Source organism: Pontibacillus sp. ABV4_188, assembly GCF_056311905.1.
On record NZ_CM149975.1, the window covers coordinates 1,189,854 to 1,210,767 of the forward strand.

Sequence of the window (20,914 nt, forward strand, 5' to 3'; positions counted from 1 at the left end):
AGAGTTATAGATCAAGCGCTTCATTTCCTTTATTCTTTTTGCCTGTAAGATGTAAGAGAAAAAAGTTCCGTTATGCAAAAACATGCAGGAAATGAGGGGATGGGGTAGGTCAACTCATGAGAGCGGGACGAGGTACCTGTCCCCTTGCCCCAGTGTAGTAAATAAAGGTGTAATTATCCATATTTTGTTATAATCTAGGTGTTAGTTGTTTACATATAATAAAGGGGGGAACTGTCATATATGACATTAATTTTTTCACGATTTATTGCATATATGATATTATAAATGGAAATAAATGAATTTAAATCAGAAGCCATTATTGTTACAGTTCCAGGGATGGATGGGGTCGATCGTATGTTGGGTTACCTCGAGCGATTAATTCAACAAAATAGCCATTTTTCTAGAGTGAAGTATAAATTTATCGATGCAGCTATGGATTTAATGGAGGGCCTTGCATTCGAGGATTTACCACAGACGCCTAATCATAGGGATACGAAATATGCTAATTTTATGATTGAGGTTGATGAACATGAGTACAATGTTAGGCTTGGGTTTGTTAAGGCGCTTAGGATGCCGAACATCTATGAAATGAGAATCAATCTAAGGCAATTTAATTGGCGGTTTAGGGCAACTTTTTTTTCAAAAATATATGATGGAACAGTCTACTATTGCATTGTTGATCCATTTGAGAAAATGATTGGTCAAAAAGACCCTACAGATAATTGTAGAGACCATACGTATGATGTGAGCCAAACGTTAACCGATGAGGAGTTTAACAAACATATCACCTAAGTCTATGGAGGGATATAGATGGCTAATTTAAGGAGAGTAAGAAAAGAACTGTCTGATGAGCTTCCTGAATTTCAGCGCGGGAATGTAATGTCTAGAAACTACAGCAAAATTGTGTTTTCAATTCGAATAAAGAAAGGACTGACGCAAAAGCAATTAGCTTCATTGGCTAACGTGTCAGTAAAGACCATACATCGTTTGGAAAGTGGTTCAGGGGGGATTACGGATGATACCTACTCAAAGGTATTTGAAGCTCTTGACCTTACTTTAAAGGATGTTGCTGATTTTTTTAGAGAGGGAGAAACTGAAGGACATACAAAGACAAGAGGTTTGATTAAATCATAGGAAACAAAAGAAGTCTTCATTCTAAATATTCAGAGTGAAGATTTCTTTTGTTTGAGGAATGATTCTTGGGTTTCTCTGGGACAAGGTACCTGTCCCCTCATCCCTGTGAGCGTGTCCGCGGAAGCACGGGGACGGTTCTGGCGCTTCTTCAAGTTAGGTGGTGAGAATCTGTTACCTTGTGCATAATTTTTAGTGTGAAACAGGTAAAAAGGTGAGCGATTTTAATTAGTACTAGACTTATGTAAATATTATATATCGAGTGGGAGGGCAAGGGGCTGACGCTTGCCCCCCATCCTTTACTTTTTCACTTCTTTAATTTCTACTTTGCAACAATCTGCTTTCTTTTCGTTGTTTTTTCCTATTAATGAAAGAAGCCACTTTTTCATACTTTCACCTCCTTTTGTTAATCAACTTTTTTTGATTTATGGCGCGTACTAGACGAGATAAAATATAAATCCTGACACGGTGGACATGATGATGACGGAGGCGATGAACGTAATCACTAATGGTTTCTTAAAGATTGATTTCAACAATATAATCTCTGGCAGGCTGGCTCCAGCGGAACTGATTAACATTGCCATAACAGGGCCGAGCGCCATGCCTTTCATGACCAAGACTTGTGAAATAGGGATCATGCTAGAGAGTCTTATATATAATGGGATTCCAACGACTGCAGCAATTGGGATCAGCCACCATGCATCACTGCTTAAGTATGTGGATATCACTTCTGTTGGTACGACGCCGTGAATCAACGAACCAATTAAGGCTCCAAGCAGAAGGTAAGGGAGAACGGTTTTCATTAACCCTACAGTTTCACTCCAGGCAGATTTAAGAGTGGTAGCTTCATGGGTTTCCATCGAAAACCCATTCATTACGACATCTTTAACGTGTTTATCAAACCCTATTCTTTCGATGACCAATCCAATAATGATTGAAAAAACGGTGGTGATGAGGGTATAAATCAAGGTGACCTTCCAACCAAGGATAACGCCCATTACGGTAAGGATCGTTGGATCTAGTAAAGGAGAAGCAAAGAGAAAGATCATCACAAGACCGAAGTTGAGCTTTTTCTGAAGCATATTCACAACGATTGGTATTGTCGAACAGGAACAAAAAGGGGTAATAAAAGCAAAGATTACCGCAAATAGGGAGCCGAACCCTTTATTTTTACCAGAGAAATAGGTGTCAATCTTCTCGTAAGGGATATACTTTTGGAGGTAATTCATTAAGAATGAAACGCTGATAAATAAAACCAATAATTCAAGTCCGATCATCATAAAACTTTTAACTGTATCGAGTAGCATATGTAATTCCTCCTCAATCATTTTTTGGTGTACGTAATGAAGCGAAACTAGAAGTTTCTGGCAATTTTTTCCTAACGCATTTCTTTATTAATCAAAAATTTTTGATTAATAGTTGAAAATAAAAACCTAGTGATAAGTGTCTTATTTACTAGGTTTGAATAAACAGCACAATTGTTCTGATAGTAACCCGTCGATTTCACTTTCGTTAATTGCATAATAACTCCAGGTTCCTTCGGTGTCTTTTGTTATTAAATTAGCTTTCCACAAAATCTTTAAGTGGTAAGAAAGCTTTGATTGAGATAACTGCATTTGGTCGACTAAATCGCATACACAAGATCTTCCGTTAATCGTTAACAGGTTCATAATCATCAAGCGCTGCTCATCTGCTAAAGCTTTGAACTTTTGGACGTAAGTAGAGTAGTCGATATGCTCCTGAGTATTCATGATGGGAAGTTCCTTCATCCTTTTCACCTCATTCATCAATTTTTTTTGATTAATGGTATTATTTCAGGAATCTGGATAGAAGTCAATCGTTTTAATCAAAAAAAGTTGATGAATTAAAGAGGAGGTTTTGACTGAGCATTGGGACTTTTTTATAAATGAGAGCGGGGGCTGTGTAGCGTTCGGGTGCTTCACAATCATTGATCGGTTGTGTATCATGGGAGTGCCATGGGGATGTCTTGGCACACGGTTGCTAGTGCCAGTGCCCCCTTCCTCGTGGTAGAAGAAGGGAGTGGGTAACAGTAGTATGAAACGGAGTGATATTTCTTTTAAGGACATGTTATTAGTGGTGGTGGCCATCGTGGTCCTATACTTTACGGCACCCTATTTAGGGGTGAACCCTCACGCTATCATTTTTTTTGTGTTAGGTATGGCGGAGTGGGTGACGAAATATATTCTTCCTTGGATTGTTTTATACTGGGCGATCCGACTCATTAAAAGCCTGGAGTCAAAGTAAGGGATGGCCGTTACATCGTTTGATTAGTACATAACGATGTATGAGCATGGAGAGGGTTCTTGTGATTCTTTCGGTCATAATGAGTGCTCGATCATTTGATTTTTTAGATTTAAAATTATTGAAACGTCACTGATAAGCGATTTTTAACACATCCATTTATTCCTATAGCAAAACGTCAGATAAAGCTAAGTTCGGTATCCTTGCCTAAAGTGGGACGAGGTACCTGTCCCCTTATCCCGTTCGTGTCCCCTTAACCCGCTACATCTCCTCATCAAACGCTTTCCACTGACCGTTCTTGTAGACTTCAAGAATCTCGCCTTCTCCGGATATGAACGTAATCGTTTTGTTGTCGTCTTTGTAAGTGGTAATCGGAATTTGAATTTTAACTTTCAAATCTTGATGTTCATGTAAATACTGGCTGATCGTTGAGGCTTCATCATTGCCATCTCGTACTTTTTCGGCTATAAGTGAATATTTGGTGGTCGCTTCTAGTTCCTGGGCTAATTCTGTTTGTGTGTAGTATAGATCCCAATATTCATCAAACGTAACGACTTTTGTTTCGTTTGAGACTTGCTTCTCATCTTCAAAAGCATTTAGTTTCATTTGAGCCCTCAATGTAGGGATACTGACAACTGTAACAATCAAAATGATCGCGCCTATAAGGATGACACCAACCTTTTTCACTTGAGCTCACCTTCCTAGTTTAATAGATTTTGTCTAACACTTAAGGGTGGAGCTGCTCTTTCTTTAGGAGGGAGAGGAGTGGGACAAGGGACCTGTCCCCTTATCCCGCGCCAACTTCAGATAACGGTTTTACTTCTCCGCTATGTGCGTCTACTCCATAGGTACAGTCGAGCTTCCCGTATAACGAATATTGTTTTTTCGTGTGGTCTAATACGTATACAGGGGTGAGCGTGATTTTATCGTTTAGGAGATTCAAGGCTTCTTGTTTTGTTAGAGTTGCTGGTTCTGCTCCTTCGAAATCAGAGGTCATTTCTTTGAAGAAATCATTCTCGATGTAGGTAAGGGCTCTAGTGCCGTTCTCGTTTAGGAATACGTTCAACTTTCTCTTATAAAAATCATTCGTTTTCTTCGCGAATTCAAGTCGTGCTAGTAGATAGCCATTCTCGCGTTCTACAGACTGTAAGATCCATTTATCAGAATCACCTGGATACACCACTTGTAAGAATCCGTGTACTGAATCCCGCGTGTTTTCAACCATTTCTTCTGATATAGGAATCAGATCAGGGTGGGGTTCACGCTTTTCTGCCTGTTCAACGGTCACCTCATCAGATAAGTCGATCTTTTCTTCTTGAAAATGCTCATCTACACGTGGTTCGTAGGTCATCCTTTCGCCAACAGGAACAAGATGAACCGAATCTCTAAGTAGAAAAGGGCGAGTCTTTTTGCCATCGTTCGTGATGTAGATCTCTTCTAATGCATAGACCGATTCAAAACGTTTGGCTTCCATGATTGGAAAGTTTACAAGCATCAATTGGTCCGTGATTCGATCAGGAATGTCTTCTAGAGATAAAGAAAAAGACTCATTCTGTACGTCATGCCCTTCTGGAAAATAGCCGTGAATGGTGAAGAACACGAGCTTGTCTTTGTCATTTAATTCAACCGAAATGATGCCGGATGGGCTGGTTGGAATTCCGTTTACTGCTGAAGAGAACATGTATGTTCGATCCTGTTTACTTTTTAAAAAGAAATGCTCTCCGTGTGAGAGTCCTGTCTCCTTTTCCACCCAATGGATGACGTTTTGTTCACTAGGCAATGTTGGGGTCTTTGCCTCACTTACACCACCTACAAAAATCAGACTTCTTACTTCTCCAGTATGTAAGTCCACATCGATGGATGCCGTTCCTTCTGGGTTCAAGTCGTCTTCAACGGGTCCTGAGCCTTCCGGGAACCATTCCATGTTATATACATATTGCGTTTGTTCAAACGGTTCGACTTCTCTATGGAGATGGGTGCGCTCAAGGGTGTAATCCTCAAGTCCGAACTTCCTTTTCAACCGTTCTGTAATCGCTTCTAGTTTTTGTTTCATTCAAGTTCCCTCCTACTTATTCTTCTAATGTACGTATTATTTTGGGGGAAGGTTTCAATTTAGTGAGCGTGGAAGCGAGTAGTAGGACTCGTACTTTCTTAGTTTCATAGAGCGGGACAAGGAACCTGTCCCCTTGTACCGTTGAAGGGATTTTGGTCAGGGATATGGAAGATAAACAGTAGGCAAATATGGACAGTTTGGAATAGGAGGTTTCACATCATGGAAGCATTAATCGACACTCTTGAAATTACGCTTGAACTTCCGGCAGAAGAAGAGAAGCATAGGGAATGGTATGAGGACGCGGTCCGTGACGCGCATAAGAGGATATCAGGATTCGCCAATTACTATCAATGGCAGGAGTGTGTATCGACGCCTTTAATTCAAAAGGTTCACGTATGCGGAACGAAGGAAGACTTTAATCGTGAGGTCATACGCACGTTTGATCTTGCAAGCGGATCGACTATTCCTAGCACTTACTCCGCTTTTGTCTCGGATGAGTTACTCGTTGCGGTTAGGCCTGAAGAGTATAGGGAGAATGTTCCGTATGGTCGTGAAAATGATGCGTATGAGAAGTTACTTACACATGAACTGGCTCACGCTCTTCATATTCGAATATTAGATGGGAAGGAAGAACAAATGGGGCCGCGGTGGTTTTATGAAGGGTTTGCTATTTTAGCCGCTGATCAGTTTAAACAAATGGATAAAGACATCGAGAAACAAGATATGCAAAACATCGTTGATACGGATCAGTCTGTACCTTATGTGTACTACCGATTCATTATGAACGAGTTGCTTGCTCAGATGGACCTAAGAGAAGCTGTAGACAGTGCTAAACAACCAGGGTTCAGGTTTTCTGTAAGTGTGTGAAAGAGGGGGATAGGGTCATGCTGAACCGAGTTATCCAACAGCTAGGGTTACAAGTGGAATCGGCGAATGAGGTAGAAGATTCTTTTAGCTCAACCGTTTATCAATGTGTGTTGTCGACGGGGGAACGTGTCTATCTGAAAATCCCTTTTTCTAAATTGAAGTTTCAGAGAGAGTTGGAAGCATATGAGATCTTAAAAGGAAAAGTTGCTATACCTGCACTATTGGATCATTGGGAGGGGGATGAGGAGTGTCCTGGAGCATTCGTTTTGTCTGAATTAAATGGGAAACCGCTCACAACGGCAGCTACACCAAACATCGCTTACCAGGTCGGAGTTCTTCAAGCAGAGATGCATTCTATTCGTCCGCCTGAAAAGTCATTGAAGGGAATTAAAAATGAATTTCCGAACTGGTCCACTTTTCTCGAAAAGCAGTTTTATAGTTTTGCAGAGGATGTTCATGACGTTCTTGATGAATCTTTATATAGGAAAGCGTTGAAGAAATTCGAACAGATGAAGCACGAGCTCCCAGCGCCAGATGGCCCAAGCTTTGTACATATGGATTTTCGGCCAGGCAATATTATAGTCGATGACGAAACGGTTTGTGGAGTTATCGGTTTTGAAAGCGTGAGATTTGGTTCCACCGAGATCGACTTCACGAAGCTTCATCGAGATTTTTTGGCTTATGATGATCGATTTTTCCAAGCTTATCAAGAAGGTTATAAGTCCGTGAGACCGCTGATTGATTTAGAAATGGTGTTGCCTTTTTATCAATTTACGGACGCTTTTAATAGTATTGGGTGGTGTAAGCGTAGAGGGGTGGAAGCCAATGCTTCGTTTTTGGAATTGAATGTAGGGATTTTAAAAGAGTGGTTGGTGTAACACGGGATTTAGTATGATGGACCTTTTTATAATATCTAAAGGCGCTCAGTGACCTTTTAGAATACTCAGCGTTTGAAAAGGTCAGAGATCCTCTTGATCTCTGACCTTTTAGTGATCCCTGTTATAAGAACGTCACATAGCAGATGTTTCTCTTACCTTTTAATTATTTCTCGCGTGGGAAACGTCATAGAGAAGCGCGAGGGGGAAGGGAGTTGTCCTCCTCATTTCATTAGCCATCATTATCAATTCAAGTTTAGAAAAGAAGGCTCAGTGTTTTCTGCGCTCCTATCATAGAAGGTATACCAAGCTTTTACATTCTTATAGGTGACTGATGTAATTTGCTGCCCTTCTACCTCCACAGTTAAATTTGCCTGGGTAAACCCAAATAATAGATGCTTATCCCCAAAGCTTTTGGCTCCGTAACTCCCATCGTTATTTTAGTGGTTTGATAAAGGTACGCAATTTATGGCAGAAACATTAGCATCAATAACGTTCCTATGTATATGCCCTTTACAGACCTTTTTCTCATTGTCTTCTCCTTTTACAGCAACAAATGCGATGCCTTCCTTCCCATGCCAATCTGTTTGTAGGACTCTTATCACGTTTTCAGTTATGTAATTCTTTTCGAATGCTTTTTGGACATTCGGATTTATGTAGTTGCTTATGGCGAAGCCAAGTAAACATACTATACTGATTCCTAATAATAGAATAGGTTTGTGTAACTTCATAACGTCCCCCAGGTGGCTATTGATTACGAACTTACCAAGAGAGAGGTGCTCGTTTTCACCTTAGCCCGCCATGCGTTCAAATCCTTTGTATCGTGTCCCCTGAAAGGTAAGGGTCCCCACATCGCCTTCTGCTAATAAGCCTTGGTCGCGACCGTTCATCGGTAACTCCATCCGGTCGCCGCTTTCAACTTCGAATGTTGTGTAATAGTATGTACGAGTGCTAGATCCGTGATCATCACCAGCGCCGCCACGTTTCTTAACCTCAGTCCTCTTGCTAATCACTTTTGCATTCACAGATAAAACCGGTTGCTTATTGTTGTCACTCCACTGCTTAATGGAAGTGAAAAGGGAAAAGAGAATACCACCGATGACGATGATAAATACAATGGCGATAAAATAAGGTCCGATCGAAAATATTAGATCTGAAGGTCCTTGATTTATACCTGATCCCATCCGACTCACCTCCTTTCTTTATCAAGTACGATTTTACATGATGGAAGTTTCAGGATAAATGAAAACATTTAAACGCAGGGGGGGATGTTTTACGCTTTTTTTAGGAAATAGAATGGAACTCTATGTCCTGTATCGCTAAAATTTTTTACGAAAGCACGGGGACGGTTCTCGTGCTTCTTCCGATTAATAGATGGGATAACTGTTACCTTTTCAATACTCTTTTTAAAAACGTGAGAGATACGTATCTCTCACGTTTTCGTGTGTCTTGATTAAGCTGTTAGGCCTTCTGGTGAATTAAAAGGTAAGAGGAGACATTTCTGTAGAAAGAACATTCAGAGGGGGATGGTTGGGACAAGGTACCTGTCCCCTTATCCCGCATCGTTACCGCTCATTAGTAGTTGTTGTGATAGGTTTGTATCCACTTTTTTCGCTTCAGCCATAAGGTTGTCACCAAAATAGCCTCGCCTGCTACTAATAAACCGATACCTAAAACCAAGCCACCAAATAATAAGAATTCATTTATAGGGCCAGCAAAGAAGAACCATCCTATGATGGCAACTAAACCTAACAAAAAGTTAACCGTTCCAGCAATGACGACTACTTGTAGAAACTGTCCTGTTTTTCGAATCATAATTGAACCATATTTAAAGCTTACAAAAGTCGCTACAATTATAAATAGAATATACAGGGTCATCGTAATATCAATATGGGTCATATGATTTGCTCCTTTTTTATAAATGAATACCTATTATTAAAGAAATTAAGTACAGATTTTCATAAATTCATAAGGACTTTTTATTTTACCACAAATAACCAGGTTACATAGGTTATACACCGCTATTCACAGAGTGAAGCACGGGGACGATTCTAGTGCTTCCAACGGTTAATAGAGGGAATATCTGTTATCTTTTCAATACTCTTTAAAAACGTGGGAGATCATACGTATCTCTCACGTTTTCGTGTGTCTTGATTAAGCTGATAGGCCTTCTGTTGACTTAAAAGGTAAGAGGAGACATCTCTGTAGAGAGAACATTCAGAGGCGGATGGTTGGGACAAGGTACCTGTCCCTCTGGCCCGTGTCTGTGCCATAATGAATAGTACGATATGAAATAAAAAGGGTGTGTAGCAGATTGATGTCCTACAACGAGACTTATAGAAAACGTATTGGATTGCCAGTCGGAACAGAACTAACCATTACAAACCTTCCTGAAGTGCTTGAGAAAACAGCTTGGGCCATTCCGTTTGAGAATTTCCGGATTTTGAACAATAACAGTCTGGAGATCTCTAAGGAGAATCTTCGTCACAAGATTCTTGAAGAAGAGGAGGGAGGGCTTTGCTATGAACTGAATCCTCTCCTATATTACTTTCTCAAAGACAATGGATTTCACGTTTCTCTTGTGCGCGGGGAGGTGTATAACGCGGCAGAGGATCAGTGGTCGGATACTGGCAGAACACATGCCGCGGTTATTATCCATGACGAGTCAGGCGATTACTTGATGGATGTTGGGTTTGGGGGCAATCTTCCTTTAACACTTGTTCCTATGTCAGGTGAGCTTGTTACATCGAGGAACGGGGAGTTTAAAGTAAGCCAGATCGATACGGATTATGGAGACCATGTTCTTGAAGTGAAGGTAAAGGATAAAGATGAGGAGAGGAGAATTGGCTACGCATTCAGTGCCACGCCTCTTATGCAGGTTGAAGATGAAATGATTGAGATTCAGCACTTGATTGAGACGCATGAGAAATCTAAGTTTAATAAAAGCCCTCTCGCTGTCCAGCTTTTTGAAAGCGGAAACCAGACGTTAACCTCTTCATCTATGACGACTTGGGAAGATGGGGAGAAGGTGAAGGAAGAGTTGGAATATGAGGATTTTGTGAGGCTGGCTAGGGAACGATTTAACCTTCAACATGTGCTTGAAGACAGAGGAGAGGGGTAAGAAACAAGTGGGCTACCTGCCTTTTAGAAAGAAGATCAGTTATCAGTGACCTTTCAAAGAGTATTTGCGATGAAAAAGTCACTGATCGTTCGTCTCTCTTACCTTTTGAAGTCTTAACTTTATAAAAAAGTCACAGATACTGGTTATCTGTGACTTTTTTGCATTTTAAGAGGTGAAAAGGTCACAGATCAAGCTGATCTCTGACGTTTTAGGCGTCATTATCTTATAAAAGGTCACAGATCAAACGGCAGAGGCTTGCTAGCGGTGGGACAAGGTACCTGTCCCCCTGTCCCGAAAGAAATGTTTTTTCAATAAACGAAATTCACAAAATGTATTGACATAAGACCGCAACTCCAATAGCCTTAGTTAGTGATAATGATTATCAGTATCGTTGGAGGAGGAAATACATATGAAAAACATATCCTATAAGTGGGGAGTCATAGCTATTGTACTCATGATGGCAACGTTCCTTGCTGCATGTGGAAGTAGTGAAGGCGATTCTGGAGAAGCGTCTGAATCGGAAGGAACGTCAAAAGAGGATGTGGAAGAGCGAGAAATTGAGCACGCAATGGGGACCTCAACCATTGAAGGAACACCGGAGAAGGTCGTTACGCTTTATCAGGGAGCTAATGACGCAGCAACGGCTCTTGGTTTTCAGCCTGATGGAATTGTGGAGTCGTGGGTGCAACAGCCGATCTATGATTACTTAAGTGAGGATTTAGAAGGGGCGACTATTGTTGGGCAAGAAACACAGCCCAACTTAGAAGAAATTTCTGCACTAAATCCGGACGTAATATTTGCTTCGAAGACACGTCATGAAGAAATTTATGAGAAATTGAAACAAATCGCACCTACCATTGCCATTGAGGAGCTTTATGACTTTAAAGGAACCGTATCGGTTATGGGAGAAGCTCTGAATAAACAAGATAAAGCGGATGAACTTCTTGCAGATTGGGACAATCGTATTAAGGACTTCCAAACGAAAGTTGAAGACAAGTTGGGTGACAAATGGCCTCAAAATGTATCAGTACTTAACTTCCGCAGTGACCATGCACGTATTTATTTCGATAGCTTCGCAGGTCAAATCTTAAAAGAGGCTGGTTTTACCAGACCTGAGAATCAGCAACAAGATGTATGGGGAGTTAAGTTAACCGATAAAGAGAGTATTACTGAAATGAACGCTGACGTATTCTATATCTTTATGAGTGATGACAAAGCGATCGAAGAGAACTATAAAGAGTGGACAAGTCACCCTCTATGGGAAAACTTAGATGCTGTTCAGAAGGACCAAGTTTATATGGTTGATGAAGTAACATGGAATATGGGCGGAGGAATTCGCGCTGCCAACCTTATGCTTGATGATTTATATGAGAGATTTGATTTAGAGAAATAACAGGCGAAGATAGGGGGCTTTCTCCTATCTTTGTTTATTTGGAGAGACGTGTATGATGACTTTTACTACAAAACCTTCTATAAAATGGGCTGTGCTTGTTCTATCATTCTTGATGCTTGTAGGAGCTTCCATTGCTAGCCTTGCATTCGGGAAAACGTCGATCCCGTTCTCCTCGATTGTGGAAGCATTTACTCAGTATGACCCTCAGAACACCGAGCATATTATTGTAAGAAGCTCAAGGATGACACGAACGTTAATTGCGATTACGATTGGTGCAAGTTTATCCATTGCGGGGACGCTGATGCAGGCTCTGACCCGAAATCCAATGGCCGCGCCAGACTTGTTTGGAGTGAACGCTGGCGCTTTATTCTTTATTGTATTTTCGGCAACGTTTCTTTCTGTAAATTCGTTGTCTCATTATATGTGGATTGGTTTTTTGGGGGCTTTTGTAGCGGCGGGCTTTGTGTATCTGTTAGGGGCACTGGGAGGAGATGGATTATCCCCAGTTCGCTTGGTGCTGGCTGGAGCTGCGATTAGCGCGCTATTTGTCTCTTTTACACAAGGCATGCTTGTATTGGATGAACAACGGATGCAAAGTGTCCTCTTTTGGCTGGCTGGTTCTGTTGCTGGTCGGGAGTTATCCGTTCTGTTGCCTGTTCTCCCATTCATAATCATTAGTACAATTGTAGCATTGTGCATGGGCAAGCCCTTAAATGTCTTTATGTCTGGAGAAGAAGTGGCTAAGAACTTAGGGCAGAACACGATGCTTGTGAAAGCGGTAGCAGGTGTGATCATTGTTCTGTTGGCCGGTGGATCTGTCGCTGTAGCTGGCTCTGTTGGTTTTATCGGTCTAGTTGTACCTCACTTAGCTAAAGGAGTAGCTGGGCCGAATTATAAATGGGTCTTGCCCTTAAGTGGGATATTTGGTGCTACTTTACTTCTCATCTCTGATGTAGCAGCGAGATTGATCATTTCCCCTCAAGAGATGCCAATAGGTGTAATGACTGCCTTGTTTGGAGTGCCTTTCTTCATATATATTGCAAGGAAAGGAGTGAAGCGCAGTGAGTAAACATATTACGCTACGAAATCGGTCCAATTCCTATTCTGTCCAAGTACATAAGCAATCGGCAATCAAACTCATTCTGCTCGCTATCGCAGTGTCGATCGTTTTCGTTGTCAGTTTATCGTCTGGTAGTAGCTATATCCCAATCACCTCTGTTCTTCAAGAGCTTTTCGCCACTAGTGATTATGCATTTGTGTTAAACGAGTTGCGTCTTCCTCGCGTCCTGCTAGCCGTTTTAGTTGGTGCGGGATTAGCAGTTTCAGGATTGATCCTTCAAGGTATTGTTCGGAACCCATTAGGTGCTCCGGATATTATCGGAGTGACAGGAGGGGCGTCGGTGGGAACCGCTTTGTTCATCGTTTTCCTGTTAGGAGAGGTGGGTATTAAGTGGTTGCCTTTATCTTCTATTTCAGGGGCTTTCGTTGTGTCTATACTCATTTACCTTCTATCCTGGAAGAAAGGGGTTACACCTATACGGTTAATCCTCGTTGGGATTGGCCTGTCGGCTCTGGCAAATTCTGTTGTAACGATGGTAATGGTATCAAGCAATACCACAATTGCCTCTAAAGTCTATCTATGGATGACTGGAAGCTTGTACGGAGCGAATTGGCAAGAAGTGACCCTAATCACTCCGATTATCCTAATTCTAATTATGTTATCCCTTTTCTTCACGAGTACAATGAATGCAAAGCAGTTAGGGGATGACATCGCTTATGGTGTTGGTGTACGGGTGCAGTATAATCGCGTTTTGCTCTTGCTTATCAGTGTGGGTTTAGCCGGTGCGGCTGTAGCGTTTGCTGGTGGCATAGCTTTTGTAGGGTTAATTGCTCCACATATTGCCCGGCGTCTCCTGCATCAATCATTTGGTACTTTGGTGATGGGGTCGGGTCTAATCGGGGCATTTATCGTTATGGTAGCAGATATCATTGCCCGGACAGCGTTCTTGCCATCAGATATTCCAGCAGGAGTATTTACAGCCGGAATTGGTGCACCGTTCTTTATTTATTTACTTTACCGTAACCGGGGAGGTATGAGTTCATGACGACAATTAACAAGATGTTAGACCCTGTTTCCTGTGAAGTTTTCTTAAAGCGTCAGCAGGAGAGAATTCAGGCACCAAACAAGAGAGTGGCCGCTTCAATGGTCTTAAAGCGTTATGCTCAGCAATATCCAAAGCAAGTGTTAGATGCCATGTTGGAAGGTAATGTGATCCCAATCATTTCTATGGAGGCTTGCTCATTATCTGATGAATTGAAACTTATGGTGGATGCTTCTCAAGTTCAGTACACTTCTTCAAGAGCGGATGGGTTTGCGCACTTATTTAGCCAGCATCTGCGGCCTTTGGTTTTAGCTTTACATCAGAACACTCGGTTACCACTGCCTATTTTATGGGAAAATGTTGCTGTTCGGTTCAATTCCTACTTCCGGAAAGCGGTGGAGAATGATCCTGAATCCTTACATTCAATTACCCGTTTAGCAGCCTGTTTGCATGAACTAGATGGAAGTTACTTTGATGAGCAGGAAAATCCGTTGGTTCATTACCTCGTTCCTGTGTCCGATTTAACACAGTCCATGACGAGGAGGACTTGCTGCTTCTATTATCAGCTAGAAAAAGAGAAAGAAATGTCCCATTGTTTAGTCTGCCCCTTGCGCAAGTAAGAACACGACAGCCGAACCTCTACATTAGGTTCGGCTTTTCTTGTTTAGGGAGCGAGGTAAACATGTTCAGCCTGAATTTCTTTAAAAAGTTAGACACCTCCCGCTCGCTTCTGAACGATTATAGAAGTGAAAGGAGGTGATCGACTTGGCAATCACAAACACATTCCGATCTCAGCTGCAGATTGTGTTAGAAGATGGTCTTGATGAAAAAGGCAACATGACATTCAAGAACAAGAACTTCAACAACGTGAAGACTGAAGCAACGGCTGACCAGCTATTCGCCGTAGCGAATGTTCTTCATCCGCTTCAGCAGCGTAAGTTATCTGGCATTGAACGAAATGACTCAAGTCTAATTCTTGGTGCTTAATCATTAAACAGGATGGAAAGGGGAAGTGAAAATGGCGAAGAAACTTGAAATGAAATTTGAAAACCAGGATGGACGTACCGTAACGTTGTCTCTTGATGATCCGATTGAACCGGTTGATGTGGTGGCGTTAAACGCAGCCATGGATGAGATTGTGACGCAGAACTGCTTCACATCAAGCGGCGGAGATCTAGTCAGTAAGAAAGAGGCTAGAATCGTCGAGCGAAACGTAGCGGATATCGAATTATAATCTAAAAAAGGGAGAGGGCGATCCTCTCCCTTTTGGGTAACTCAAGGGGTGAGGAGAGATGGAGGAATGGATGACGTGGGTACCTGAGGTTGGCTTTCCGGTTCTTGTGACATTTTATCTGTTGCATCGAATGGAAGGGAAACTCGACATGCTTGTGGCGAGCATCCATCATTTAGCTGAACAAATGAAGGTTGGATAAGAAGAAGGACTTAAAGGGAGTGCTCCCCTTAAGTCCTTTTTTCTTGATGAGAGGTTTATTTATTTTCACATTTGAAATGTCACCTCTCTTTCCTTTTGGGGCAATGAGACGTTAAGAAGTAAGAGATCAGCTTCACGAGTGGGACAAGGTACCTGTCCCCCTGACCCCTCGTTTAAACAAACCATCTTTATATAAAGGTGGTTTGTTTTTTTTTTGAGCCTGTAACGAGCTAGTTAAGCAGGTGATGGGGCTGTCATTTAGTGAAATGTTTTTTTATGGAAGCATTGTATATATTGTGTATATTGTATATAATACAGTATATATAATTAGAGGAAGGTTTTGGAATGAAAATTATACTTGCGAATCGGGGCAAACAACCCATTTATGAACAAATCTACACGCAATTGAGGGATCAGATTCTTTCTGGTTCGTTAAAGGCAGGGGAGGCCCTTCCGTCTATGCGCCTACTGGCGAAAGAATTAAACGTGAGTCTTATTACATCGAAACGCGCTTATGAGGAACTTGAGAAAGATGGCTATATCTATTCAGTGGTTGGAAGAGGATCCTTTGTATCGGATCAAAATGACGAGATCATAAAGGAAAGCAAGATGAAAGGCGTAGAAGAGCAGCTGTCACTAGCGATTCAAAATAGTAAAGAGCTAGGCATCACCCTTGCTGAATTACAAGACATACTTACCATTTTATACAGGGAGGAAGAATGATGGAGCATGTTGTAGAACTGAACCATGTTACGAAGTCATTTGAGGGGTTTCGGTTGAAAGATTTTTCTATGGGTGTGAAGAAAGGCTATGTACATGGATTCATTGGTGGGAACGGAGTGGGAAAGTCAACGACGATTAAGTTAATGATGAATTTACTACAGCCTGATACCGGAACCATATCGGTGTTTGGCATGTCTTACGATAACAATGAGAAAGAGATTAAGCAGCGCGTAGGATTCGTGTATGATGAGAATATTTTCTATGATCATCTCACTCTAGCTGAGATGAAAGATATTGTGAAAAGAGCCTATACGAAGTGGGATAATGAGGTGTTTCACGCGTATGTGGAGAGCTTTCAATTGCCTTTAAAGAAGCCAATGAAGACATTCTCAAAAGGCATGAAGATGAAAGCGTCTTTAACAATGGCTTTATCTCATCATGCAGAGCTTATTATTATGGATGAACCAACGTCTGGTTTGGACCCCATTTTCCGAAGAGAATTGCTTGAGGTTCTTCGGGGGCTGATGGAGGAAGGGGAGAAAACGATTTTCTTCTCGACACACATTACAACCGATCTTGATACGATCGCAGACTATATTACGTTTATTCATGCTGGAGAGAAGATCTTTACGAAGGACCTTTATCAAATTGAAGAAGAATATGCCATTGTGAAGGGTGGGCTTGATTTACTGGATCGGGACACTGAGCAAGAGTTTATAGGGATAAAGAAGTCTTCTTTAGGGTTCGAGGCTTTGACTGGGGATAAAAAGAGGGTGCAAGCTATCTTTGGGGAGATGGTTCTGTTGGAAGAGGCGACTCTGGAAGATATTATGTTCTTCACAAAGAAGGGGGTAAGTGGGGATGTTCAACTTAATTCGTAAAGACATTGTGATGCAGAAGAAAACATTGGCCCTGTTGATGCTTGGGTTATGTGCGTATGTACTAGTGGGGATTTCTTCAATTTGGATTGGTTTTGTTTTTAGTGTAGTCATCGTTGTAAATGCATTTTCTTTGGATGAGAAGTCGAACATCCATATGTTCCTGAACTCTTTGCCCTATACGAGAAAGGAGATCGTAAGTGCCAAATATGTGGTCGCTGTACTCATCACCATTATGGTGGCTCTGGCTTTATTTGTCGGAAATCTGATCTTCCACGGCGAAGTTACTGGGTGGAAGAGTCAATTGATCATGATATCTATGACACTTGCAGCTGCATCCTTTATCCTTCCTTTCAGTTATAAATTCAAGAGCCAGTATTTATTTATAGCCTCTGTTGTGGCAATGGGTGTGTACTTTCTTGTTATTTCTTTTTTCATCCCTAATTTAAATGATCAAATTCGAGGGGTGGTAAACACGATCCTATCGACACAACAGGCAGTTTTCTATGGGGGGATCACCTTGTCGGTTCTGGTGATCTATGCATTATCGTGGCTGTTGTCGATTCGAATTTATGAGAAGAAAGTGTTGTAAGGAAAGTCTGGGAACCATTTGTTCCTGGGCTTTTTTTCTAGGTTATCAGGTAAAAGCTTTATCTCTTTTTTTATCGTGTTGCCTTTCCTCTAAGTTTGCGATTGAGGTCCTATAGCGTATTTATGAGGACAGCAAGCAAATATATTGATAAAAGGAAACGTGGTTATGTACCCTTGCAACTGTTCAATGATATTGAATCAAAAGAGATATAAATCTAAGAATTTTAATAAAGAAGGAGTGAGGAATAATGGAACTATTCAACAACTCAGGTAAAGTAGCAATTGTAACAGGTGGCGGTAGCGGAATCGGAAAGACAGCTGCTGAAGCTCTATCTGAAAGCGGTGCGACGGTTGCTGTTATTGGTCGTACGTTAGAGAAGATCGAAGCGGCTGCAACTGAGATTCAGAACAAGACCGGCAATAAGGTCAAGGGTTATCAAGGGGATGTGACGAAGAAAGCTGATATTGAGCGCTTCGTAGCAACTGTTCACGAAGACCTTGGTCAAATAGATATTCTAGTTAACAATGCGGGCACATTGGCTCCAGGTACCATTGAAAGTCTTGATGAAGAAGGTTGGGACCATGTGATGAGTACAAATGCGAAATCCATTTTCTTCACGACTCAAGCAGTCGTTCCTTATATGAAAGAACAGAATTATGGACGTATTATTAATACAGCTTCTGTAGCGGGGGAAGTGAGCTTGTCCTTTAGTTCCGTTTACGGTACTAGTAAAGCTGCAGCGATTCACCAAACGAAGCAACTCTCTCTAGAGCTTGCTCCCTATAACATTACAGTAAACGCGATTAGCCCTTGGTTCTTCAAGACTGAAATGAACGAAAGTGACCTTGCGAATGAGGACTTCCGTACAGCGGTTGAGAACCGCTCGCCTATGAAGCGTTTAGGCCAACTAGAAGAATTGAAATCATCCTACCTCTTCTTTGCGTCTCCTGCCTCTAGCTATGTAAGTGGTCAGAACGTATTTGTTGACGGTGGCATGACTGTCTACGGACTATAAATCAAAATGAACCGCTCCTCTACCTTGAGGGGCGGTTTTTTTATGGGTGGAGAAAAAGCTTTTAACGCTACTGAAATAAACCAAGGATCCAAACAACTACATAAATCGGTACAGCCACAATAGCCATTCCGGCAAACAAATAACAAAGTGACCTAATTATAAATTTAACTAGATCATATATAGCCCCTGCTAAATCATCGACAAACCTTAACACTGTAGTTCCCTCCTTATTTTAGAAAGCCTTGTTCCGGGCTCGGCGCCAATGGATATGTTAGTTCTTTCTCAGTTTACTGACTATTTCTTTATCCCACGATAACACAGACCATGTGCGTCTGCAGAAACCTCCCTCTCCATTATCCTTATACGTCACGTGTCCCCCGACTTTTTTACCTAGATCCGTTAAGGACCAATTGCCTTGTTCGCCATCAAGGAAGCCTTTTTCTTTTAAAAGCACATATACGTCTTTAACTGGCATTCCTAATTCTTTTCCGATCATTCTTGCAGACATCCTCATAACAGACTAGCCTCCTTACTGTTTCTATGTATGCATACGTTTTTGTTCAAGAAAAAGTTTCCTTCTTTTTGGGAAATGACGATCTGAAAGAGTCTCGCCTCATGTGTTTCTGTTCTCTAATACAGAATCAAGACGGGGGAAAGGTGAGTTGGTGGAGTGGGACGAGGTACCTGTCCCCCTGGTCCAGACTTTTTTAATGGTGTCACTCTTGTTGTGACAAAGCTGTGTTTAGATTGTCTTGAGAATGGCTTGTAACCGCTTTACGATAGAGTTACAGATAACAAAGGGAAAGATAAAGAGGAGGATGACGATATGAGTGAACAACAAAGTGCGGGTGTGAGAGCTCGGGTTCAGAAGTTTGGTAGTTTCTTAAGTAGCATGATTATGCCAAATATCGGGGCTTTCATTGCTTGGGGTTTGATTACGGCATTTGTTATAGAAGATGGGTATACACCAAATGAAGATTTGGCAGAATTAGTTGGACCGATGATTAACTACTTGCTGCCATTGTTAATTGGTTTTACAGGGGCTCGTTTAGTCCATGGATTACGTGGGGGAGTTGTTGGTGCGACGGCTACAATGGGGGTAATCGTCGGAGCAGATATTCCGATGTTCCTTGGAGCAATGTTAATTGGTCCTTTAGCAGGTCTTGTGATTAAACAGATTGATAAATTAATTGAAGGTAAAATTAAATCTGGTTTTGAGATGCTTGTTAACAACTTTACAGCTGGTATTTTAGGTGCAATTTTAGCAATTATTGGGTATTACATTATTGGACCGCTAATGGCTGGTCTGACAAGTATTCTAGGTGGAGGCGTTGAGTTCTTAATTAATGCGGGTCTCTTGCCGCTTGTGAACCTATTTATTGAACCGGCGAAAATTCTGTTCCTAAATAATGCGATTAACCACGGAATTTTAAGTCCGATTGCGGTGGATCAATCACAAGAAGTAGGAAAGTCGATTCTGTTCTTGCTTGAATCAAACCCAGGACCAGGTCTTGGCGTATTACTAGCCTTCATGGTCTTTGGAAAAGGAATTTCAAGGCAGACTGCACCTGGTGCAGCGTTCATTCACTTCTTTGGTGGAATTCATGAGATTTACTTCCCATACATTCTATCAAAACCAATCCTTATCCTAGCCGCTATGGCTGGTGGTGTAACAGGTACAGCTACATTTGTGGCATTTGATGTTGGGTTGTCAGCTACTGCTTCACCGGGAAGTATTTTTGCACTTCTTCCTCTAGCAGCAAAAGGGGATGCTTTAGGTGTATTGATTGGTGTGGTCTTAGCGACAGTTGCATCGTTTGTTGTAGCATCTCTTCTATTAAAAGTATCTAAGCAAGAAGATGAAGATAACTTAGAACAAGCTACAGCGCAAATGGAAGAAATGAAAGGGAAGAAGAGCAGCGTATCTGGTCAGTTAGCAAATTCTTCTGAGGAAGCAACAGAAGAGCAAGCTGAACAAGAAGAAGCTCCGGCTCAACAAAATACGAATGAGGTTCCAACGATTAATCGTGATGAGATCGACCGAATCATCTTCGCTTGTGACGCTGGTATGGGCTCTAGTGCAATGGGAGCTTCCTTATTGAAGAATAAGTTCAAGAAAGCTGATATTCAAATTGACGTAACCAATATGGCGATTAATGACCTACCGTCTGATGTAGACATTGTCATTACGCATAAAGATTTAACAGAACGTGCGAAGAACAGAGTTCCAAACGCGTATCATATTTCTGTTGAGAACTTCTTAAACAGCCCTAAATATGATGAACTGATCAACGAATTAAAAGAGTAGATTTAAACAAGACCTGGTTTCCTGTAGACCAGGTCTTTTTTTAGAATTTTTTGTTCGCTTATTAAATTTTGTCACAAGTCAGATGACGAACATGCAATTAGTTTATATTGAAACCCTTACATTTACACACTATCATTAGGAGTGAGAAATGGTTTTCATTTA

Annotated in this window: 26 protein-coding genes; 17 read left to right on the forward strand and 9 right to left on the reverse strand. The window is 41.4% G+C overall.

Translation table 11 applies throughout. From position 1 onward, the window contains the following. The first annotated feature begins 285 nt into the window (after positions 1–285). On the forward strand, positions 286–792 hold the full coding sequence (locus ACYX4O_RS06025) for a hypothetical protein (RefSeq protein ID WP_476355469.1): 507 nt from the start codon (positions 286–288) through the stop codon (positions 790–792). 18 nt (positions 793–810) lie between these two features. Continuing rightward, the gene (locus tag ACYX4O_RS06030; RefSeq protein ID WP_476355471.1) at positions 811–1,134 is read left to right on the forward strand and encodes a helix-turn-helix transcriptional regulator; all 324 of its coding nucleotides are present in this window, start codon (positions 811–813) and stop codon (positions 1,132–1,134) included. Positions 1,135–1,568: 434 nt separating this feature from the next. On the opposite strand, the gene ACYX4O_RS06035 is transcribed toward ACYX4O_RS06030, so the two are convergent. From ACYX4O_RS06035 to ACYX4O_RS06050, 4 genes are all read right to left on the reverse strand, one after another. After that, the gene (locus tag ACYX4O_RS06035; RefSeq protein ID WP_476355473.1) at positions 1,569–2,438 is read right to left on the reverse strand and encodes a permease; all 870 of its coding nucleotides are present in this window, start codon (positions 2,436–2,438) and stop codon (positions 1,569–1,571) included. 141 nt (positions 2,439–2,579) lie between these two features. After that, a complete protein-coding gene (locus tag ACYX4O_RS06040; RefSeq protein WP_476355475.1) occupies positions 2,580–2,900 on the reverse strand; it encodes an ArsR/SmtB family transcription factor in 321 nt (106 codons plus the stop codon). 754 nt (positions 2,901–3,654) lie between these two features. Continuing rightward, positions 3,655–4,080: a hypothetical protein gene (locus ACYX4O_RS06045; RefSeq protein WP_476355477.1), complete on the reverse strand. Its 426-nt coding sequence runs from the start codon at positions 4,078–4,080 to the stop codon at positions 3,655–3,657. A gap of 100 nt (positions 4,081–4,180) precedes the next feature. Then, positions 4,181–5,446 (reverse strand): hypothetical protein, encoded by a 1,266-nt coding sequence (locus tag ACYX4O_RS06050; protein ID WP_476355479.1) that lies wholly within the window; start codon positions 5,444–5,446, stop codon positions 4,181–4,183. A 219-nt stretch (positions 5,447–5,665) separates the two neighbouring features. Here ACYX4O_RS06050 and ACYX4O_RS06055 point away from each other — a divergent pair, with 219 nt between their 5' ends. Then, positions 5,666–6,313 carry a hypothetical protein gene (locus ACYX4O_RS06055; RefSeq protein ID WP_476355481.1) on the forward strand — a complete coding sequence of 216 codons (648 nt, stop codon included), beginning with the start codon at positions 5,666–5,668 and terminating at the stop codon, positions 6,311–6,313. A 17-nt stretch (positions 6,314–6,330) separates the two neighbouring features. Further along, positions 6,331–7,191, forward strand: coding sequence for a phosphotransferase family protein (locus ACYX4O_RS06060; protein ID WP_476355483.1), 861 nt, complete (start codon positions 6,331–6,333; stop codon positions 7,189–7,191). A gap of 437 nt (positions 7,192–7,628) precedes the next feature. On the opposite strand, the gene ACYX4O_RS06065 is transcribed toward ACYX4O_RS06060, so the two are convergent. From ACYX4O_RS06065 to ACYX4O_RS06075, 3 genes are all read right to left on the reverse strand, one after another. Beyond that, positions 7,629–7,919: a hypothetical protein gene (locus tag ACYX4O_RS06065; protein WP_476355485.1), complete on the reverse strand. Its 291-nt coding sequence runs from the start codon at positions 7,917–7,919 to the stop codon at positions 7,629–7,631. Between the two features lie 60 nt (positions 7,920–7,979). After that, a complete protein-coding gene (locus tag ACYX4O_RS06070) occupies positions 7,980–8,372 on the reverse strand; it encodes a DUF2500 domain-containing protein (protein ID WP_476355486.1) in 393 nt (130 codons plus the stop codon). Between the two features lie 391 nt (positions 8,373–8,763). Further along, complete coding sequence (locus ACYX4O_RS06075; RefSeq protein WP_476355488.1) at positions 8,764–9,087, reverse strand: hypothetical protein; 324 nt, start codon at positions 9,085–9,087, stop codon at positions 8,764–8,766. A gap of 418 nt (positions 9,088–9,505) precedes the next feature. On the opposite strand from ACYX4O_RS06075, the gene ACYX4O_RS06080 reads away from it, so the two are divergent. From ACYX4O_RS06080 to ACYX4O_RS06135, 12 genes are all read left to right on the forward strand, one after another. After that, a complete protein-coding gene (locus ACYX4O_RS06080; protein WP_476357024.1) occupies positions 9,506–10,309 on the forward strand; it encodes an arylamine N-acetyltransferase family protein in 804 nt (267 codons plus the stop codon). Between the two features lie 409 nt (positions 10,310–10,718). Beyond that, positions 10,719–11,702: an ABC transporter substrate-binding protein gene (locus ACYX4O_RS06085; protein WP_476355490.1), complete on the forward strand. Its 984-nt coding sequence runs from the start codon at positions 10,719–10,721 to the stop codon at positions 11,700–11,702. Between the two features lie 52 nt (positions 11,703–11,754). Further along, positions 11,755–12,771 (forward strand): FecCD family ABC transporter permease, encoded by a 1,017-nt coding sequence (locus ACYX4O_RS06090; RefSeq protein WP_476355492.1) that lies wholly within the window; start codon positions 11,755–11,757, stop codon positions 12,769–12,771. Beyond that, a complete protein-coding gene (locus ACYX4O_RS06095; protein WP_476355494.1) occupies positions 12,764–13,807 on the forward strand; it encodes a FecCD family ABC transporter permease in 1,044 nt (347 codons plus the stop codon). Before ACYX4O_RS06090 ends, ACYX4O_RS06095 begins: the two co-directional genes overlap by 8 nt. Next, positions 13,804–14,424, forward strand: a complete 621-nt coding sequence (locus tag ACYX4O_RS06100) for an IucA/IucC family C-terminal-domain containing protein (protein ID WP_476355496.1) — start codon at positions 13,804–13,806, stop codon at positions 14,422–14,424. Before ACYX4O_RS06095 ends, ACYX4O_RS06100 begins: the two co-directional genes overlap by 4 nt. A 145-nt stretch (positions 14,425–14,569) precedes the next feature. After that, a complete protein-coding gene (locus ACYX4O_RS06105; RefSeq protein ID WP_345240715.1) occupies positions 14,570–14,791 on the forward strand; it encodes a DUF1659 domain-containing protein in 222 nt (73 codons plus the stop codon). A 31-nt stretch (positions 14,792–14,822) separates the two neighbouring features. After that, positions 14,823–15,038, forward strand: coding sequence for a DUF2922 domain-containing protein (locus tag ACYX4O_RS06110; RefSeq protein ID WP_476355498.1), 216 nt, complete (start codon positions 14,823–14,825; stop codon positions 15,036–15,038). A 58-nt stretch (positions 15,039–15,096) separates the two neighbouring features. Continuing rightward, positions 15,097–15,237: a YvrJ family protein gene (locus ACYX4O_RS06115; RefSeq protein WP_084599526.1), complete on the forward strand. Its 141-nt coding sequence runs from the start codon at positions 15,097–15,099 to the stop codon at positions 15,235–15,237. A 344-nt stretch (positions 15,238–15,581) separates the two neighbouring features. After that, positions 15,582–15,959 carry a GntR family transcriptional regulator gene (locus tag ACYX4O_RS06120; protein WP_476355500.1) on the forward strand — a complete coding sequence of 126 codons (378 nt, stop codon included), beginning with the start codon at positions 15,582–15,584 and terminating at the stop codon, positions 15,957–15,959. Continuing rightward, on the forward strand, positions 15,959–16,840 hold the full coding sequence (locus ACYX4O_RS06125) for an ABC transporter ATP-binding protein (protein WP_476355501.1): 882 nt from the start codon (positions 15,959–15,961) through the stop codon (positions 16,838–16,840). The genes ACYX4O_RS06120 and ACYX4O_RS06125 overlap by 1 nt, the downstream gene beginning before the upstream one ends. Further along, on the forward strand, positions 16,821–17,429 hold the full coding sequence (locus ACYX4O_RS06130) for an ABC-2 transporter permease (RefSeq protein WP_476355503.1): 609 nt from the start codon (positions 16,821–16,823) through the stop codon (positions 17,427–17,429). The genes ACYX4O_RS06125 and ACYX4O_RS06130 overlap by 20 nt, the downstream gene beginning before the upstream one ends. A gap of 247 nt (positions 17,430–17,676) precedes the next feature. After that, positions 17,677–18,444, forward strand: a complete 768-nt coding sequence (locus ACYX4O_RS06135; RefSeq protein WP_476355505.1) for an SDR family NAD(P)-dependent oxidoreductase — start codon at positions 17,677–17,679, stop codon at positions 18,442–18,444. 67 nt (positions 18,445–18,511) lie between these two features. Here ACYX4O_RS06135 and ACYX4O_RS06140 read toward each other — a convergent pair whose 3' ends face one another. After that, positions 18,512–18,658: a hypothetical protein gene (locus ACYX4O_RS06140; RefSeq protein ID WP_476355507.1), complete on the reverse strand. Its 147-nt coding sequence runs from the start codon at positions 18,656–18,658 to the stop codon at positions 18,512–18,514. A gap of 57 nt (positions 18,659–18,715) precedes the next feature. After that, positions 18,716–18,958 carry a hypothetical protein gene (locus ACYX4O_RS06145; protein ID WP_476355508.1) on the reverse strand — a complete coding sequence of 81 codons (243 nt, stop codon included), beginning with the start codon at positions 18,956–18,958 and terminating at the stop codon, positions 18,716–18,718. Between the two features lie 312 nt (positions 18,959–19,270). On the opposite strand from ACYX4O_RS06145, the gene ACYX4O_RS06150 reads away from it, so the two are divergent. After that, on the forward strand, positions 19,271–20,752 hold the full coding sequence (locus ACYX4O_RS06150) for a PTS mannitol transporter subunit IIBC (protein ID WP_476355510.1): 1,482 nt from the start codon (positions 19,271–19,273) through the stop codon (positions 20,750–20,752). Positions 20,753–20,914: the final 162 nt, after the last annotated feature.

Bases quoted from the DNA above. Each gene is read 5' to 3' on its own strand.
- ACYX4O_RS06025 (WP_476355469.1), top strand. From the start codon at position 286: ATGGAAATAAATGAATTTAAATCAGAAGCCATTATTGTTACAGTTCCA.
- ACYX4O_RS06030 (WP_476355471.1), top strand. From the start codon at position 811: ATGGCTAATTTAAGGAGAGTAAGAAAAGAACTGTCTGATGAGCTTCCT.
- ACYX4O_RS06035 (WP_476355473.1), bottom strand. From the start codon at position 2,438: ATGCTACTCGATACAGTTAAAAGTTTTATGATGATCGGACTTGAATTA.
- ACYX4O_RS06040 (WP_476355475.1), bottom strand. From the start codon at position 2,900: ATGAAGGAACTTCCCATCATGAATACTCAGGAGCATATCGACTACTCT.
- ACYX4O_RS06050 (WP_476355479.1), bottom strand. From the start codon at position 5,446: ATGAAACAAAAACTAGAAGCGATTACAGAACGGTTGAAAAGGAAGTTC.
- ACYX4O_RS06055 (WP_476355481.1), top strand. From the start codon at position 5,666: ATGGAAGCATTAATCGACACTCTTGAAATTACGCTTGAACTTCCGGCA.
- ACYX4O_RS06060 (WP_476355483.1), top strand. From the start codon at position 6,331: ATGCTGAACCGAGTTATCCAACAGCTAGGGTTACAAGTGGAATCGGCG.
- ACYX4O_RS06065 (WP_476355485.1), bottom strand. From the start codon at position 7,919: ATGAAGTTACACAAACCTATTCTATTATTAGGAATCAGTATAGTATGT.
- ACYX4O_RS06070 (WP_476355486.1), bottom strand. From the start codon at position 8,372: ATGGGATCAGGTATAAATCAAGGACCTTCAGATCTAATATTTTCGATC.
- ACYX4O_RS06075 (WP_476355488.1), bottom strand. From the start codon at position 9,087: ATGACCCATATTGATATTACGATGACCCTGTATATTCTATTTATAATT.
- ACYX4O_RS06080 (WP_476357024.1), top strand. From the start codon at position 9,506: ATGTCCTACAACGAGACTTATAGAAAACGTATTGGATTGCCAGTCGGA.
- ACYX4O_RS06085 (WP_476355490.1), top strand. From the start codon at position 10,719: ATGAAAAACATATCCTATAAGTGGGGAGTCATAGCTATTGTACTCATG.
- ACYX4O_RS06090 (WP_476355492.1), top strand. From the start codon at position 11,755: ATGATGACTTTTACTACAAAACCTTCTATAAAATGGGCTGTGCTTGTT.
- ACYX4O_RS06100 (WP_476355496.1), top strand. From the start codon at position 13,804: ATGACGACAATTAACAAGATGTTAGACCCTGTTTCCTGTGAAGTTTTC.
- ACYX4O_RS06110 (WP_476355498.1), top strand. From the start codon at position 14,823: ATGGCGAAGAAACTTGAAATGAAATTTGAAAACCAGGATGGACGTACC.
- ACYX4O_RS06115 (WP_084599526.1), top strand. From the start codon at position 15,097: ATGGAGGAATGGATGACGTGGGTACCTGAGGTTGGCTTTCCGGTTCTT.
- ACYX4O_RS06120 (WP_476355500.1), top strand. From the start codon at position 15,582: ATGAAAATTATACTTGCGAATCGGGGCAAACAACCCATTTATGAACAA.
- ACYX4O_RS06125 (WP_476355501.1), top strand. From the start codon at position 15,959: ATGGAGCATGTTGTAGAACTGAACCATGTTACGAAGTCATTTGAGGGG.
- ACYX4O_RS06130 (WP_476355503.1), top strand. From the start codon at position 16,821: ATGTTCAACTTAATTCGTAAAGACATTGTGATGCAGAAGAAAACATTG.
- ACYX4O_RS06135 (WP_476355505.1), top strand. From the start codon at position 17,677: ATGGAACTATTCAACAACTCAGGTAAAGTAGCAATTGTAACAGGTGGC.
- ACYX4O_RS06145 (WP_476355508.1), bottom strand. From the start codon at position 18,958: ATGAGGATGTCTGCAAGAATGATCGGAAAAGAATTAGGAATGCCAGTT.
- ACYX4O_RS06150 (WP_476355510.1), top strand. From the start codon at position 19,271: ATGAGTGAACAACAAAGTGCGGGTGTGAGAGCTCGGGTTCAGAAGTTT.